We start from the raw sequence: 13,438 nt of genomic DNA, 5'->3' as shown, positions 1-13,438 counted from the left end.
TGCTGTGCACATCGCTGAAGGATTTCTGCCGCCTGTCCATGCAGCGGCCTGGACGGTCGTCGCCGCCCCGTTCGTGGTCCACGGTGCCCGCGAGATCAGGAAGACGGTGCGCGACCACCCGCAGGCCAAGCTGCTGCTGAGCGCGGTCGGCGCCTACACCTTCGTGCTGTCGGCCATCAAGCTGCCGTCGGTCACGGGCAGCTCGAGCCACCCCACGGGCACCGGGGAGGGGGCGGTGATCTTCAAACCGCCCGTGATGGCCGTGCTGGGCACGATCGTGCTGATCTTCCAGGCCCTGCTGCTCGCTCACGGTGGCATCACCACCCTCGGCGCCAACGTCGTGTCGATGGCGGTGGTCGGGCCGTGGGCGGCGTACGCCGTCTACAAGCTGCTCGGCTTCGCTCCCTTCAGCTTCGCCGTGTTCGCCGCGGTCTTCACCGCCGACCTGGCGACCTACGTCACCACCGCCACCCAGCTCGCGCTGGCGTTCCCGGACCCCTCCGTCGGCTTCCTCGGCGCGTGGGGCCGGTTCCTCGGCCTCTTCGCCGTCACCCAGGTGCCGCTGGCCGTCGTCGAGGGTCTCATCGGCGTGGTGCTGATGAACGCCCTGCGGGCCTGGGCCGGACCCGAGCTCGCCCGCCTCGGCCTGCGGACCGACCGCAAGCGTTCAAGCGCCGCCGCGACCACCGACGAGACGACCGACGCTATCGACGAGCAGACCGGAGCCAACCGTGCGTAGGACCTGGACCAACGTGCTGCTGGTCGCAGCCGCCGTCGCGATCTTCGCGCTGACCCTGGCCATCGGCGGCTCGCGCGGCGACTTCACCGGGACCGACGCCGCGGCGACCGACGAGATCACCGCGGTGGACCCGGACTACGAGCCGTGGTTCACCCCGTTGTGGACGCAGCCGGGCGGCGAGGTCGAGTCCGGGCTCTTCGCCCTCCAGGCGGCTCTCGGTGCCGGGGTGCTCGGGTTCGCGCTCGGCTCCCTGCGCGAGCGTCGTCGTGCGCGGCTGACCTCTGGCGCCGATGTCGTGGCCAGGGCCGACGTGCCGCCGACCTCCTGACGGGTGGCGCGCTTCCAGCTCGACGACGCCGCCTGGGCGAGTCGGTGGCGCCACCGGCCGGTGGTCGAGAAGGCGGTCCTGTCGCTCGGGCTGCTCGCGGTGGGTCTCACGTCGGCCGGGCCTCTCGTGTCGGTCCTGGTGCTGGTCGCCGCGGCGGGGGTCGCCGTCGGCCCGGCCGGGGTGGGCGCCCGCACCTACCTGAGGGCACTGCTCGCTCCGGCGGTCTTCGTGGCGGTCGGCCTGGTCGGCATCGTGGTCACCTTCGACGCCACCGCCCCGTGGTCGTGGGGGCCGCTCGGCGTCTCGCCGGCGTCGCTGCGGCTGGCGGCCGAGGTCGGGGCGCGCTCGCTCGCGTGCGCTGCAGCCGTGATGCTGCTCGCGACCACGACACCCATGAGCGACCTGCTCCAGGCGTCGCGGGCGGCGGGGGTGCCGGCGGTCCTGGTCGAGGTCGGGGGCCTGGTCTACCGCATGGTCTTCTCGCTGCTGGACGCCCAGGCCGAGATGCGTGAGGCGCAGGCAGCCCGCCTCGGCTACGCCGACAGGCGTACGGCGCTGCGCAGCCTGGGCAGTCTCGCGGCCGCGACCTTCGCGCGGGCCTGGACGACCGCCTCCCAGCTCGAGGAGGGCCTCGCCGGTCGCGGCTACACCGGTGTCCTGCCGCACCTTCCCCGCGAGCGGCAGGCGTCGGTGACGTTCGTCGGGCTGAGCCTCGTCCTGCTCGGCTGTCTCGCCGGCGCGTCGGTGGCGGTGCACCTCTCGTGAGCGAGCCGCCCGTGCTGCGCGCGGAGGGGATCGCGGCGGGTCACGCCGACGGGCCCGACGTGCTGGTGGGGGCGCACATCGAGGTCGCCCGCGGCGAGCGGCTGGCCCTGCTCGGGGCCAACGGCTCGGGGAAGACGACGCTGCTGCGGGTGCTCTCGGGCTCGATGCGTCCGCGAGCCGGCACCGTGAGCGTCTGCGACGTCGCCCTGGCCCACTCGCGACGCGGTCTCGACGCGCACCGGCGCCGGGTGCAGCTGGTCCTGCAGGACCCTGCCGCCCAGCTCTTCTCGGCCGACGTGCGGCAGGACGTCGCCTTCGGGCCGCTCAACCTCGGGCTCCCGCTCGACGAGGTCCGCGAGCGGGTGGACGAGACGCTCGCGATGCTGTCGATCACCGACCTCGCGGAGCGGCCGGTGCACCAGCTCTCGCTGGGCCAGCAGAAGCGGGTCGCCCTCGCGGGCGCTGTCGCCATGCGACCCGAGGTGCTGCTCCTCGACGAGCCCACCGCGGGGCTCGACCCGGCAGGCACCGCCGAGCTGCTCGCGAGCCTCGACGTGCTCGAACGCACCGGCACGACCGTGGTGGTGGCGACCCACGACGTCGCCCTGGCGTGGTCCTGGGCCGACGTGGTGGCCGTGGTCGACCGAGGCGCCGTACGACAGGAGCCGACGTCGGTGATGCTGACCGACACGCCAGCACTGCGGGCGGCCCGGCTCGAGCCCCCCTGGCAGGTGGCGCTGCTCCGAGACCTCGACCTCGCTCCAGGAACCGAGCCCCGGGCCCGCACGGCGGGCGAGGTGGCGCAGGTGGTCAGGCGGTCGCGGGGAAGCGATCCGGGCGGGGGCTGAGACGACGCTGTCGGCACGGACCCCGTGCGAGGCGGCTGGTCGGGGGACGGCTCAGCGCGGGAGACGGTTCAGCGTGCGGATCCGGGCGTCGAGGACCGACGCCGGCGCGAGCCTCCGGGCGAGAGCGACCTGGCCGGCGAGACGTCCAGCGGTGTAGCGGACCCGGGGGTTGCTCGCTCGGGCGGCGCGGACGACGACCCTCGCCACCACGGCGGGGTGGTCGCCCTGGGCGAGGTTCCCGGCCATCACCTCGTCGGCCACGCGACGGCGCGCGGCGTACGCCGGGAGGGGGTTCTCGGGGCGGGCCTGGTTCTGCTCGAAGCCGGTGAGGGTGTAGGCCGGCTCGACCAGGACCACGCGGACGCCGTGCTCGCGCACCTCGTGGTCGAGCGACTCCGACCAGCCCTCGACGGCTTGCTTGGCAGCGGCGTACGTCGCCGAGAACGGCGCCGGCAGGAAGCCGAGCACGGACGAGAGGTTGACGATGCGGCCCCGGCCCTGAGCCCTCATGTGGGGCAGCGCGGCCTTGGTGGTGCGGACCACCCCCCACACGTTGACGTCGAAGACCCGCTGCGCCTCTATCACGGTCAGCTCCTCGACCGCCCCCAGGGTGCCGCTCCCGGCGTTGTTGACGAGCAGGTCGAGGTGGCCGCGGCTGTCCACGACGCCATCGACCACGGACCGCACGGCCTCGTCGTCGAGGACGTCGAGGTCGACCAGGCGCACCCCACGCGGAGGCGTCAGGCCGGAGGTCCGGCGGCCGGTGCCGACGACGTCGTAGCCGGCGTCGACGAGGGCCGTGGAGGTGGCGGCGCCGATGCCACTGGTGGCACCGGTGACGAGCGCGACGGGCTTGGTCATGGGGTCTCCTGGGTCGGGGATGGATCAGTGCTGGAGGGTCGGGCGGGAGTCGAGCCAGCGGCGCACGGCGTGGTCGACGACGACGCCGGAGGGCTCCTCGGAGAAGTTGTGGGCGACGGGGAGCTCCTCGTGGTCGGCGCCGAGCCGCGCGGCGAGACGCCTCACCGTGGTCGACGGCACGAGCCCGTCGTCGCGGCCGCCGATGACCAGCGTGGGCGCCCCGGTCGGGCGCACCGGGCGCCGCGACCCGACGACGAGCTGGGCGAGCACGGTGAGGGACTCGTCGGCACGGTGTCGAGAGGCCGCGCGCAGGACCTCCGGCGTGACGTCGGCGGCGTACAACCCGCGCGGCGCCGAGCGCAGCCACCCGGAGCGCACGGGGAGCGTCGAGACCGCCAACGCCGCGAAGGTCAAGGCGGTCCGGGGATCGCGCACGAGGAGCCTGGCGACGTCGGCGCCCAGGCCCTCGGGGGTGCGGGCATCAGCAGGACCAGGGCGTCGAGCGGGTGCCGCCGGCTCGCACGCAGGGCGAGCAGCCCTCCCATCGAGTGGCCCACCAGGACGAGAGGTGACTGGCGGTCTGCCTCGGTGACGCGCTCGACGGCCTGGTCGAGGGCGCGGTCGGCGGCTCCGAGGCCGCCGAGGTCCAGCTGCGCGAGTCGACGGTCGCGCCACGGCATGTCGATCAGCTCGCCGTCGAGCGCCTCGGCCAGGCGGTCGAAGGAGGAGGCGCGGGTGAAGGCCCCGGGCACGATCAGGGTGGGCACGTCACGTGTCCGTCCGGCTGCGGGCGGTCGCGCTCATGCGTGGAGTGCTCCTGGATGGTGGACCCCCGATCTTGACGTTGACAACATTGGTGGATGATCGCGATGTTGTCAACGTCTACTTGCTGGCTGTCGGGAGTGACCGCCTCGCCCCACCGTCACCGACCTGGTCTAGATCCCACGACCACCGGTGTCCTGTGGCCGGGCCTCGGCTTCGTCATCATGGTGAGGACGACACCGGGTCGTCCCGTCACCGGAGGAGCCGGACATGCCGATGTACGCCGCGATCATCTACACCAACGACCTCGACTGGACCGCGCCGGAGCAGGGGGAGCTGATGGGCGAGTACGGCGCCTTCTCGGCCTCGGTCGCCGAGATCATGCGCGGTGGGGCCGCGCTGTTCCCGACCGCCACCGCCACCACGGTCCGGGTGCAGGGCAAGGGCGGCGACGTGGTGGTCGCCGACGGGCCGTACGCCGAGACCAAGGAGGTGCTCACCGGGTTCTTCCTGCTCGAGTGCACCGACCTGGACCACGCGGTCCGGGTCGCGGCGACCATCCCCGCGGCCTGGGACGGCGCGGTCGAGGTCCGGCCCGTCATCCCCATGATGGGCTGAGCCGGCCGCGATGCCTGCACCTGACGCGCCCGGCCCGGCTCCTGGCGCCGCCCTCGAGGCGGTCCTGCGGGAGTCGGGCCGGGACGTCCTGGCGACCCTCGCTCGCCAGGTCGGCGACCTGGTGCTCGCCGAGGACGCCGTGCAAGACGCCGTCGAGCGCGCGCTGCTCACCTGGCCGCGCGACGGCGTACCACCCAACCCCGTGGCGTGGCTGCGCCTGACCGCGCGACGCCGGGCGATCGACCTGCTGCGGCAGGGCAGCAGCCGCCTGGCCCGCGAGGAGCGCGTGGTGACCGATGACCCCGAGCTGCGTCCGGGCTGGACCGCCGACGTCGAGCCGAGCGTGCTGGAGGACGACCTGCTGCGGCTGCTGTTCACCTGCTGCCACCCCAGCCTCGCGCCTGCCAGTCGCGTCGCTCTCGCGCTGCGCACGATCTGTGGGCTCACCGAGCCCGAGATCGCCCGCGCCCTGCTCTCCACCCCCGACGCGGTCGCGCGGCGGCTGGTCCGCGCGCGCCAGAAGATCCGCGCCGCAGCGATCCCGTACGCGGTCCCGCCCGACCACGAGCTGCCCGACCGCTGGGAGGGCGTGCTGACGACGGTGCACCTGGTGCTCAACGAGGGGTACGTCGCGACCTCGGGGGCCGACCTGACCCGCCCCGAGCTGCTCGAGGAGGCGCTGCGGCTGGCGCGGCTGCTCGCGCGGCTCCAGCCCGACGACGCCGGGGCGCTCGGGCTGCTCTCGCTCGCCCTGCTCCAGCACTCTCGGCGACGGGCCAGGCTGGACGACCGCGGGCGCCCGGTCCTGCTGCCGGAGCAGGACCGGGGTCGGTGGGACGCCCGGGCGATCCACGAGGGCATCACCGTCCTCGGCGAGGCGCTGCGCCGCTCGCCCGACCCGCCGCACCGGTTCGTCGCGCAGGCCGGTGTCGCGGCCTGTCACGCCCTGGCGCCTCGCTGGGAGGAGACCGACTGGGCGGCCATCGTGTCCTGGTACGACGTGCTGCTCGTCGTCGACCCCTCGCCCGTCGTCTCGCTCAACCGCGCCGTCGCGGTCGGCGAGCTCCGGGGGCCCGCCGCGGCGCTGGCGCTCCTCGACGACATCCACGGCCTCCGGGCCTATCCCTACTGGCACGCTGCGCGAGCGGTCCAGCTGCGGCGGCTGGGCCGTGATGCGGAGGGGGTCGAGGCGGACCGCAGCGCGGCAGCTCTCCCGCTGAGCGAGCCGACGCGCTCGCTGCTCGACAGGTCCGGGTGACGGCTGTCGCCGAGGGGTTCGCTCAGCCCCCGCGCGACGGGCTCGGCGACACCACCGCGAGGGCTGATCGCAGCTCCTGGCTCAGGTGGGGGCCCAGCTCGGCTGCGAGTGCGGCGTCGACGCGCGCGATGGCGTCCCGCGCAGCGTCGAGCACGCGTCGTCCCTCGCCGGTGATCGTCAGCCGCGCCGGGCGGCCGCGTCCCACGTCGGTCGTCTCGAGCGCGCCACGCAGGGTCAGGCCCTGCACCGTGGCGTGCATCGACTGGGCGGTGACGCCCGACCGGCGAGCGAGGTCGCTGATGGACAGCCCGGGGTCTCGCGCCAGGTGTCCGAGCGCTCCGAGGTGCCGCATCGTCAGGTCCAGCTGCGTCAGCTCGGCATCGAGCATCCGCTGAGCTCGCCTGCCGGCACCGATGACCAGGAGTCCGAGCGACTCCGCCAGGCCCGACGAACCCGGCGCTGGTGACCGAGCGTCGTCGGGGCGTGGTGTCGGCTGCACGCGCACAGCCTGCCCCACGTCCCTGTTACAGTCCAACTTGCAGTCAACCTGAAAGAGGCGTCATGACCAAGGTCCTCCTGATCGTCCACGTCATCGCCGGCATCGTGTTCGTCGGGCCGGTCACGGTCGCGGTGTCGCTCTTCCCCCGCTACGCCCGGCTGACGACGTCGCCCGACGGCCTCACCGGCGCGCTGCCGGTGCTCGTCCTGCTGCGGCGGATCAGCGTCGTCTACGCCGTGCTGGGGATCTCCGTACCGGTCTTCGGCATCGGTGTCGCGCTGCGGCTCGGGGTGCTGACCGACGCGTGGCTCGTCGCAGCCATGCTGCTCACCCTCGTCGCCGCGGCGCTGCTCGCCGTCGTGATCCTCCCCGAGCAGGGGAGGGTCCTGGAGCGGGTGCGCGGGGAGGACGGCGTGGGGCCAGCGCTCGCGAGACCCCTGGTCCGGCTCGGCATGGCTTCCGGCGCCTTCTCGCTGCTGTGGGCCGTCGTCGTCGCGCTGATGATCGTCCGGCCCGGCTCCACCACGAGCGTCTGATGGACGCCGAGACCGGTCGCACCGCGCTGACGTGGCTGCCCCGACTTGCCGTCGTCGAGACCCTGACGGTGCTGGTCCTGCTCGGCAACCGGGCGACGGCGCAGGTCGACGGCGTCGCGTCCCTCGTCGGCCCCGTCCACGGCCTCGCCTACCTCGTGACGATCGCGTGCGCGTGGCTCGCGCCGATCCCGAAGCGCGCGCGCTGGGCGGCCGTCCTACCCGTCGTGGGCGGGTTGCTCGCCCTGGCCCAGATCCGTCGCAGCCCACGCCCGGCGGACGGTGCCGCCCACCGCTAGGCCGGACTGCAGGAGCGCCTGCCCGGCCGCCGTCGTCACCGAGCGGCACGCTGTCGCAGCGCGAGCAGCGGCCGGTACCGTCGTACCGTCCAGCAGAGGGGGTGCCCGGTGGTCTCGTGGCCGATCTCCGGCGACCTGGGGTGGGTCGAGTGGAACGCCCCGCTCGAGCTGCTGGCATGGGGCCGCAACACCTACGCCGTCCTGTACCTCGACGAGCTGCTCGAGGATGCCGTGGTGCGGGCGAGGACCCGACGCGTCGAGGGGACCCTGGAGGGCTCCGACGTCAACCTGGGCGTCAACCGAGCCGACGTCGTCGCACGGCCCTTCGTCTACGTCGGTGCCGCCCTCCAGCGTCGGATCGGTGCCGCCCCCGGCGACTGCGTGACAGCACGACTGCGACCGGCGGACCCCGACCACGTCCCGGTGCCGCAGGACGTCGTCGCGGCGCTGGAGGACGCCCGGATGTGGGCGGCGTTCCTGCAGCGGCGGCCCTCCGAGCGTCGGCGCCTGCTCCAGCCGGTCGACAACGCCGCCACCGACGTCACCCGCCGGCGCCGCATCGAGGCCTTGGTCCCGGAGCTGCCGCCCGGCTGAGGGAGTCCGGCTGCCGAAGCCGGGCGCAGCAGGATCGTCAGGTGTTGGCGCGCTCGTCGACCGGCACCTCGGCGATCTCGCCGCTGCGCAGTCCGGCGCGGAAGCTCTTGAGCTCTTCCTTGACCTTGGGCAGCAGCAGGTAGCAGGCGAACAGGTTGACGATGGCGCAGAGGAAGAGCATGGCGTCGGCGAAGTCGATGACCGAGGTGAAGGTGATGACCGAGCCGACGACGGTGAAGAGGCAGAAGACGATCTTGAAGACGCCCTCGCTGCGGCGCGAGCGGCCGAAGAGCGTCGTCCAGGCCTTCTGCGTGTAGTAGGCCCAGGTGATGAGGGTCGAGAACGCGAACAGCGCCACCGCGATGGCCAGGACGACCGGGAAGCTCGGCAGGAAGGTCTCGAACGCCCGAGAGGTGACGACGACACCGTCGGGGGTCGGGCCGCCCGACGCCACGATCTCGCGCTGCTCGCCGTAGTAGGCGGTGTCGGCGATGACGATGGTCAGGGCGGTCATGGTGCAGATGACGACGGTGTCGATGAAGGGCTCGAGCAGGGCGACGAAGCCCTCGCTGACGGGGTGCTTGGTCTTGACCGCGGAGTGCGCGATGGGCGCCGATCCCACGCCTGCCTCGTTGCTGAAGGCCGCGCGCTGGAAGCCGACGATCAGGACGCCGACGGCGCCGCCTGCGACGCCCTCGGGGGCGAAGGCGCCGGAGATGATCGTGGCGAGGGCGTCGGGGACGTTGGCGATGTTGCCGGCGATCACGAGCAGGCAGGCCACGACGTAGATCAACGCCATCATCGGCACCAGCCGGGAGGTGACGGCGCCGATGGACTTGATGCCGCCGATGATGACGGCGGCGACGAGCAGCGCCAGCACGATGCCGAAGATCAGCGAGGCGCCGGCGGAGTCGAGCAGCCCACCGTCGCCGCCGGTGACCTCGCGGGCCTGGGCGAAGGTCTGGTTGGCCTGGAACATGTTGCCGCCGACGGCGCCGAAGAGGAACAGCGCGATCGCGAACACCACCGTCAACACCTTGGACACCCCGCCACCGAAGCGCTCGAAGGCCACGGGCAGGTAGGTGAACGGACCGCCGGTGACCGTGCCGTCCTCGTGGACGGTGCGGTACTTCACGCCGAGCGTGCACTCGACGAACTTCGTGCACATGCCCAGCAGGCCGGCGAGGATCATCCAGAAGATCGCACCCGGACCGCCGAGGGTGACCGCGGCGCCGACGCCGGCGATGTTGCCGAGCCCGACGGTGCCGGACACGGCCGAGCTGAGGGCCTGGAAGTGGGTGACCTCGCCGGGGTCGCTGGCGCGGGAGTACTTGCCCCGCACCAGGGCGAGCGAGGTCTTCCACCCGGTGAGCTGGATGCCCTTGAAGTAGATGGTGAACACCGTGGCCGCGACCACCAGCCACAGCACGATCAGCGGGAACGTGACACCGCCGATGCTGGGGGCGTAGAAGATGAACCCCGCGACAGCGGCGGCGACGGGTTCGAAGGCGCTGTTGATGGCCTCCTCGATCGCGGACAGCCACCCCCAGTCCTGGGAGGTCGGCTCGGCGGCGAGGGGGACCGGGATCGGCAGTGACGTGGGCAGGGTCGCGGTCGGCATCCGTCGAGGCAACCCGATGCCCCGACGGATGTCACGCGATCCGGACGGATCGTTGGGCGAGCGTTACCTGGCGGGAGGGAGCGGATCGGTGCCGAGGTCTCCTGAACACCATCCGCTCGGGTCTTGCTCAGCCCGCTCCGGTGGCCTCCCACGACCGCGGCGTGGTGGCCTGCAGGACGGCCTCGACGAGCGCGTCGCTGCGGTGGTGGGTGACCTGCTGGTACTCGGGGTCGGCGACCATCCGGCTGAATGCCTCCCGGGAGGGGTAGCGGACGAGCAGGACGGTGTCCCAGGCCTGACCCTCCTCCGCGACCAGCGCGGTCGACCCGTCGCCGACGTAGAGCACCTCGCCGCCGTGACGCGGCAGGAAGGTCGAGACGAGGGCGTCGGCGTACCTCTCGTACTCCTCGCGGCCGCCGTCGGCGTAGCGCAGCAGGTTGAGCATCACGACGGGCCCACCGGGGTCGTCCTCGAGGAGGCGCTTGAGGTCACGTCCGCGCGGGTCGACTGCCACGGCGGCACCGTAGCGGCCTCGCGCGGGGGAGGGCCAGGGCGCACCTCGGCGGCGCTCGCGGGCTCGTCGGTCGTGGGTGGGAAGACCCAGCGTGCGTAGGCCCAGAAGCGGAAGAGCGTGCCCAGCCCCAGACCGACGACGTTGCTCGAGACGTTCTCGGCGACCACCGAGTCGAGGCCGAGCACGTAGGTGGAGAGCCCGAGGCAGGCGAGGCTGATCAGCAGGGCGACGCCGTTGGCGGCGAAGAAGAGCACGTACGCCGTCCGCAGCCGCCGGCCGGCTCCCCGATCGCCGAAGGTCCACGAGCGGTTGCCCACGAAGGCCACGGAGGTGGCCAGCACCACGGCGACCGTCTTCGACGTCAGCGGGCCGAGCTCGACGAGCTGGCGCAGCAGGTTGAAGACCCCGACGTCGACGACGAAGGCGAGCGCGCCGATGGTGCCGAAGCGCGAGACGAGCCGCGCGCCGGAGCCGAGGAGCCTGGTCGGGTCGAGCCGGTCGAACCGGTCCCGGGGGCTCATCGCCCGACCACCGTGGCGAAGACGACCAGGTTGTCCTGGTAGCCCCCCGCGCCGCTGACGTAGGGACCGTCACAGGTGATCAGCCGCAGCTGCGCGTCGGGGGTCGGGCCGTAGACCTCGGCGGTGGGGAAGGCGCCCTTGTCGACGACCTCGGTGCGGTCGACCGCGAAGGTGACGCTGCTGCCGTCGGCGCGGTCGACGACCACCTCGTCGCCGGGACGCAGGGCGTCGAGGCCGGTGAAGGCCGCGGGGCCGGTGGGGGAGTCGACGTGCCCGGCGACGACGGCCGGACCGACGTCACCCGGCGCGGCTCCGGTCGTGAACCAGCCCGCGCGCTGCCAGTCGCGCGGCGACCCGAGCCGGCCGCGGGCGTCGGTGCGGAGGTCCTCGACGCCGACGTCGATGCCCGCCCGGGGCACGCGCACCCGCTCCGGTGCAGCGCCCGCGGCCGTCTCGCCCTGCACCTCGAGGGGAGACGGCGAGGAGGTCGGGCCCGAGGTCGCCGCGGGCGACTGCGGAGCAGGGGCCGGGGTGGCCACGGGGGCGGCCTGCGACCGGCCCACGGCCCAGGCTGCGGTCGCCAGCAGCAGCGCGAGGCCGAGCAGGAGCACCGGCAGGCGCCTCACCGGTCGCCACCCAGCAGCGGGCACCCGCCGAGGTCAGGGTCCTCCAGCAGCGCCGGACCGAGCACGGTCCAGGCGTCGCCGTAGTACGTCGGGGCCTCCTGCTGCTGCTCCCCGCCGCGGACGACGAGCTCGCGTGCCCCCGTCCCGTCACCTGCGGCCGCGAGCCCCGCGGCCTGCGCGACGGTCGCCAACGGACTGGCCACGTCGGTCTGCGGTGACCCGGCGAGGTCGTGCGCGGCGACGGGGGCACGGCCGTCACGCCCGATGGTGCGGGCGGCACCAGCCGCGATCGCCCGGTCGGCCGGCACGCACGACTCGGCGTGGCGCAGCAGGGTGCGTGCGGCGTCGTAGCCGTACTGCGGGGCGGTGCCGTCGGGGCTCGGCACCGCCCGCACCGAGCCGTCCTCGTCGACCTCGGCCCAGTTCGGCGGCAGCGAGCCGTCGGCGACGAGGGCCTGCACAGCGGCGCGCGAGCCCCGCTCGAGCTCCGCCCAGCGCGGGTCGCCGGACGCCTCGCCGAGCAGCGTCGTGGTGGCCGGCGAGACGTAGCTGGGGTTGAAGCGGTACGGCGCCTGGGTCGCCCACTGCCCGGCCACGAGGAGTCGTCCGTCGGGGACCTCGACCGTCTCGTGGTCAAGCAGCGCGTCGCCCACCTCGATGCCCTGCTGGCGGTAGGCGGCGTCACCGAAGACGTCGGCCGCGACGACCAGGGCGCGTGCGACGTCGACCTCGGCGTCCGACGCCGACGACGGGTCGACGACCTGGCCGTCCTGCCAGCGCCACGAGAAGAGACCGTCGTCGCGTCGGAGGTTGTCCTGCGTCCAGCGCCAGACCCTGTCGAAGCGCTCCTGGTCGCGGGCGACCAGCGCGACGAGCATGGCGTAGGCCTGGCCCTCGCTCACGGTGTCACCTCCCTGGTCGCGGCGCACGACCCGGCCGTCGTCGTCGACGTAGGCGTCGAGGAAGTCGGTCGCGTCGATCGCCGTCGTCGAGCTCGGCAGCGGCGTCGACCCCGGCTGCCCGGCCGGGGACGGGCCCGGGTCGCGGGTGACCAGCACCGCGAGGGTGCCGGCGACCAGCACGGAGGCGACGAGCACCGCGCCGACCAGGAAGGCCGGTCGCGGCGCCCTCACGCAGCCGCCCGGCGGCGTACGGCGACCAGGCCCGCGGCGGCGACGAGCAGCAACGCGCCCGCGCCGAGCGCCGCAGGGACGGCCGGCCCGGCGCCCTGGTCGGCCAGGCCACCGGCTCCGGCGTCGACACCGCCGGTCGGCATGGCGCCGGAGCCGCCGGTGGAGCCCGCGCTGTCCATGACCGCACGCAGCTCGAGGCCGCCCCCGGGCGCGTCGAGCGCGACGAGCGTGTAGACGCCGCCGGCCCGCACGCCGACGGTGCTCGCGGCACCCTCGTCGGCGCGGTCGCCGGCGGCGCTCAGGGTCACGTCCCAGTCCTGGGCGGCGACCTCGGCGTACCCGGTCGCCGTGCCCGTGCCGAGCCCTGCGGCCAGCCGCGGTCCGTCGACGACAGTGGCGTCGACCGCGTCGACGCCGCTGGCCGCGGAGACCAGCCGGACCTTGGCCTGCCCGGCCGCGGGCGGGGTGAGGTCGTCGTCGAGCACCGTCGCCCGGACGTCGTCGCCCTCGCCCGTCGCGATGACGGTCCGGGCGCTGCCCTCGGTGACCTCGACGCTGCGGCTCAGCATCGGCGGGGCGTCGGCGTCGTCCGCCGGCACCAGCGCGACGGTGTAGGTGCCGACGGGGATCCGCTCGTAGTCGGAGAGGTCGCCGAAGGACGCCTCCGTCAGCGTCGTCGGTCGGCCACCGGCGAAGGGCGTCAGTCGCACCTCCGCCTTGGGGGTGTCGGGCGACAGGTGGCCGACGCGCAGCCACCCGGTCGGGTCGTCCTCGGGCCCGGTGGCGGCGCCCGCGGCGCTCGTCAGGGTGCCGGCGAGCGCCAGCAGCAACGAGGTCACGAGGGTGGCGACGGCCGTGGTGGTGACGGTGGTCGTAGTGCGGATCTTCACGAGGGTCTCCAGGGGTCTGCGGGAGCGGT

The 13,438-nt window shown here is 73.9% G+C and carries 19 protein-coding genes; 9 read left to right on the top strand and 10 right to left on the bottom strand.

The window, feature by feature from the left end; all coding sequences use genetic code 11:
- Window positions 1–4 precede the first annotated feature (4 nt).
- The 4 genes from ACYU8I_RS00210 to ACYU8I_RS00195 are packed head-to-tail and all read left to right on the top strand — an operon-like array spanning window position 5 to window position 2,680.
- On the top strand, window positions 5–739 hold the full coding sequence (locus ACYU8I_RS00210; protein WP_460836257.1) for an energy-coupling factor ABC transporter permease: 735 nt from the start codon (window positions 5–7) through the stop codon (window positions 737–739).
- Window positions 732–1,067, top strand: a complete 336-nt coding sequence (locus ACYU8I_RS00205; RefSeq protein ID WP_460836254.1) for an energy-coupling factor ABC transporter substrate-binding protein — start codon at window positions 732–734, stop codon at window positions 1,065–1,067. The genes ACYU8I_RS00210 and ACYU8I_RS00205 overlap by 8 nt, the downstream gene beginning before the upstream one ends.
- 3 nt (window positions 1,068–1,070) lie before the next feature.
- On the top strand, window positions 1,071–1,832 hold the full coding sequence (cbiQ, locus tag ACYU8I_RS00200; RefSeq protein WP_460836251.1) for a cobalt ECF transporter T component CbiQ: 762 nt from the start codon (window positions 1,071–1,073) through the stop codon (window positions 1,830–1,832).
- Complete coding sequence (locus ACYU8I_RS00195; RefSeq protein WP_460836249.1) at window positions 1,829–2,680, top strand: energy-coupling factor ABC transporter ATP-binding protein; 852 nt, start codon at window positions 1,829–1,831, stop codon at window positions 2,678–2,680. Before cbiQ ends, ACYU8I_RS00195 begins: the two co-directional genes overlap by 4 nt.
- Window positions 2,681–2,731: 51 nt before the next feature.
- Here ACYU8I_RS00195 and ACYU8I_RS00190 read toward each other — a convergent pair whose 3' ends face one another.
- From ACYU8I_RS00190 to ACYU8I_RS00180, 3 genes are read right to left on the bottom strand one after another with little or no spacing between them, the layout of a single operon-like run.
- Window positions 2,732–3,541 (bottom strand): oxidoreductase, encoded by an 810-nt coding sequence (locus ACYU8I_RS00190; protein ID WP_460836248.1) that lies wholly within the window; start codon window positions 3,539–3,541, stop codon window positions 2,732–2,734.
- 24 nt (window positions 3,542–3,565) lie between these two features.
- Window positions 3,566–3,976, bottom strand: coding sequence for an alpha/beta fold hydrolase (locus tag ACYU8I_RS00185; RefSeq protein WP_460836246.1), 411 nt, complete (start codon window positions 3,974–3,976; stop codon window positions 3,566–3,568).
- Window positions 3,952–4,308, bottom strand: a complete 357-nt coding sequence (locus tag ACYU8I_RS00180; RefSeq protein WP_460836245.1) for an esterase/lipase family protein — start codon at window positions 4,306–4,308, stop codon at window positions 3,952–3,954. The genes ACYU8I_RS00185 and ACYU8I_RS00180 overlap by 25 nt, the downstream gene beginning before the upstream one ends.
- A 265-nt stretch (window positions 4,309–4,573) precedes the next feature.
- On the opposite strand from ACYU8I_RS00180, the gene ACYU8I_RS00175 reads away from it, so the two are divergent.
- Together ACYU8I_RS00175 and ACYU8I_RS00170 are read left to right on the top strand one after the other, a co-directional pair.
- Window positions 4,574–4,921, top strand: a complete 348-nt coding sequence (locus ACYU8I_RS00175) for a YciI family protein (RefSeq protein ID WP_460836244.1) — start codon at window positions 4,574–4,576, stop codon at window positions 4,919–4,921.
- 10 nt (window positions 4,922–4,931) lie between these two features.
- Window positions 4,932–6,179, top strand: coding sequence for an RNA polymerase sigma factor (locus ACYU8I_RS00170; protein ID WP_460836243.1), 1,248 nt, complete (start codon window positions 4,932–4,934; stop codon window positions 6,177–6,179).
- A gap of 22 nt (window positions 6,180–6,201) precedes the next feature.
- Here ACYU8I_RS00170 and ACYU8I_RS00165 read toward each other — a convergent pair whose 3' ends face one another.
- Window positions 6,202–6,567 (bottom strand): MarR family winged helix-turn-helix transcriptional regulator, encoded by a 366-nt coding sequence (locus tag ACYU8I_RS00165; RefSeq protein ID WP_460836242.1) that lies wholly within the window; start codon window positions 6,565–6,567, stop codon window positions 6,202–6,204.
- A 173-nt stretch (window positions 6,568–6,740) separates the two neighbouring features.
- Between ACYU8I_RS00165 and ACYU8I_RS00160 the strand changes: the two genes are divergently transcribed.
- From ACYU8I_RS00160 to ACYU8I_RS00150, 3 genes are all read left to right on the top strand, one after another.
- Window positions 6,741–7,214: a hypothetical protein gene (locus ACYU8I_RS00160; RefSeq protein WP_460836240.1), complete on the top strand. Its 474-nt coding sequence runs from the start codon at window positions 6,741–6,743 to the stop codon at window positions 7,212–7,214.
- Window positions 7,214–7,510: a hypothetical protein gene (locus ACYU8I_RS00155; RefSeq protein WP_460836238.1), complete on the top strand. Its 297-nt coding sequence runs from the start codon at window positions 7,214–7,216 to the stop codon at window positions 7,508–7,510. The genes ACYU8I_RS00160 and ACYU8I_RS00155 overlap by 1 nt, the downstream gene beginning before the upstream one ends.
- 108 nt (window positions 7,511–7,618) lie before the next feature.
- Window positions 7,619–8,104: a YdeI/OmpD-associated family protein gene (locus tag ACYU8I_RS00150; protein ID WP_460836237.1), complete on the top strand. Its 486-nt coding sequence runs from the start codon at window positions 7,619–7,621 to the stop codon at window positions 8,102–8,104.
- 37 nt (window positions 8,105–8,141) lie between these two features.
- Here the strand turns inward: ACYU8I_RS00150 and ACYU8I_RS00145 are convergent, their stop codons facing one another.
- From ACYU8I_RS00145 to ACYU8I_RS00120, 6 genes are all read right to left on the bottom strand, one after another.
- Window positions 8,142–9,725 (bottom strand): alanine/glycine:cation symporter family protein, encoded by a 1,584-nt coding sequence (locus tag ACYU8I_RS00145; RefSeq protein WP_460836236.1) that lies wholly within the window; start codon window positions 9,723–9,725, stop codon window positions 8,142–8,144.
- Between the two features lie 127 nt (window positions 9,726–9,852).
- A complete protein-coding gene (locus ACYU8I_RS00140; protein WP_460836235.1) occupies window positions 9,853–10,239 on the bottom strand; it encodes a DUF1330 domain-containing protein in 387 nt (128 codons plus the stop codon).
- Complete coding sequence (locus ACYU8I_RS00135; RefSeq protein ID WP_460836234.1) at window positions 10,170–10,760, bottom strand: GtrA family protein; 591 nt, start codon at window positions 10,758–10,760, stop codon at window positions 10,170–10,172. The genes ACYU8I_RS00140 and ACYU8I_RS00135 overlap by 70 nt, the downstream gene beginning before the upstream one ends.
- A complete protein-coding gene (locus tag ACYU8I_RS00130; RefSeq protein WP_460836233.1) occupies window positions 10,757–11,386 on the bottom strand; it encodes a class F sortase in 630 nt (209 codons plus the stop codon). Before ACYU8I_RS00130 ends, ACYU8I_RS00135 begins: the two co-directional genes overlap by 4 nt.
- On the bottom strand, window positions 11,383–12,519 hold the full coding sequence (locus ACYU8I_RS00125) for a glycosyl hydrolase family 8 (protein WP_460836231.1): 1,137 nt from the start codon (window positions 12,517–12,519) through the stop codon (window positions 11,383–11,385). The genes ACYU8I_RS00130 and ACYU8I_RS00125 overlap by 4 nt, the downstream gene beginning before the upstream one ends.
- Complete coding sequence (locus ACYU8I_RS00120; protein ID WP_460836229.1) at window positions 12,516–13,409, bottom strand: DUF4397 domain-containing protein; 894 nt, start codon at window positions 13,407–13,409, stop codon at window positions 12,516–12,518. The genes ACYU8I_RS00125 and ACYU8I_RS00120 overlap by 4 nt, the downstream gene beginning before the upstream one ends.
- Window positions 13,410–13,438: the final 29 nt, after the last annotated feature.

Source organism: Nocardioides marmoraquaticus, assembly GCF_054777915.1.
Note: the sequence above shows the minus strand (reverse complement) of the source record. Positions and strands in the feature narration are given on the sequence as shown.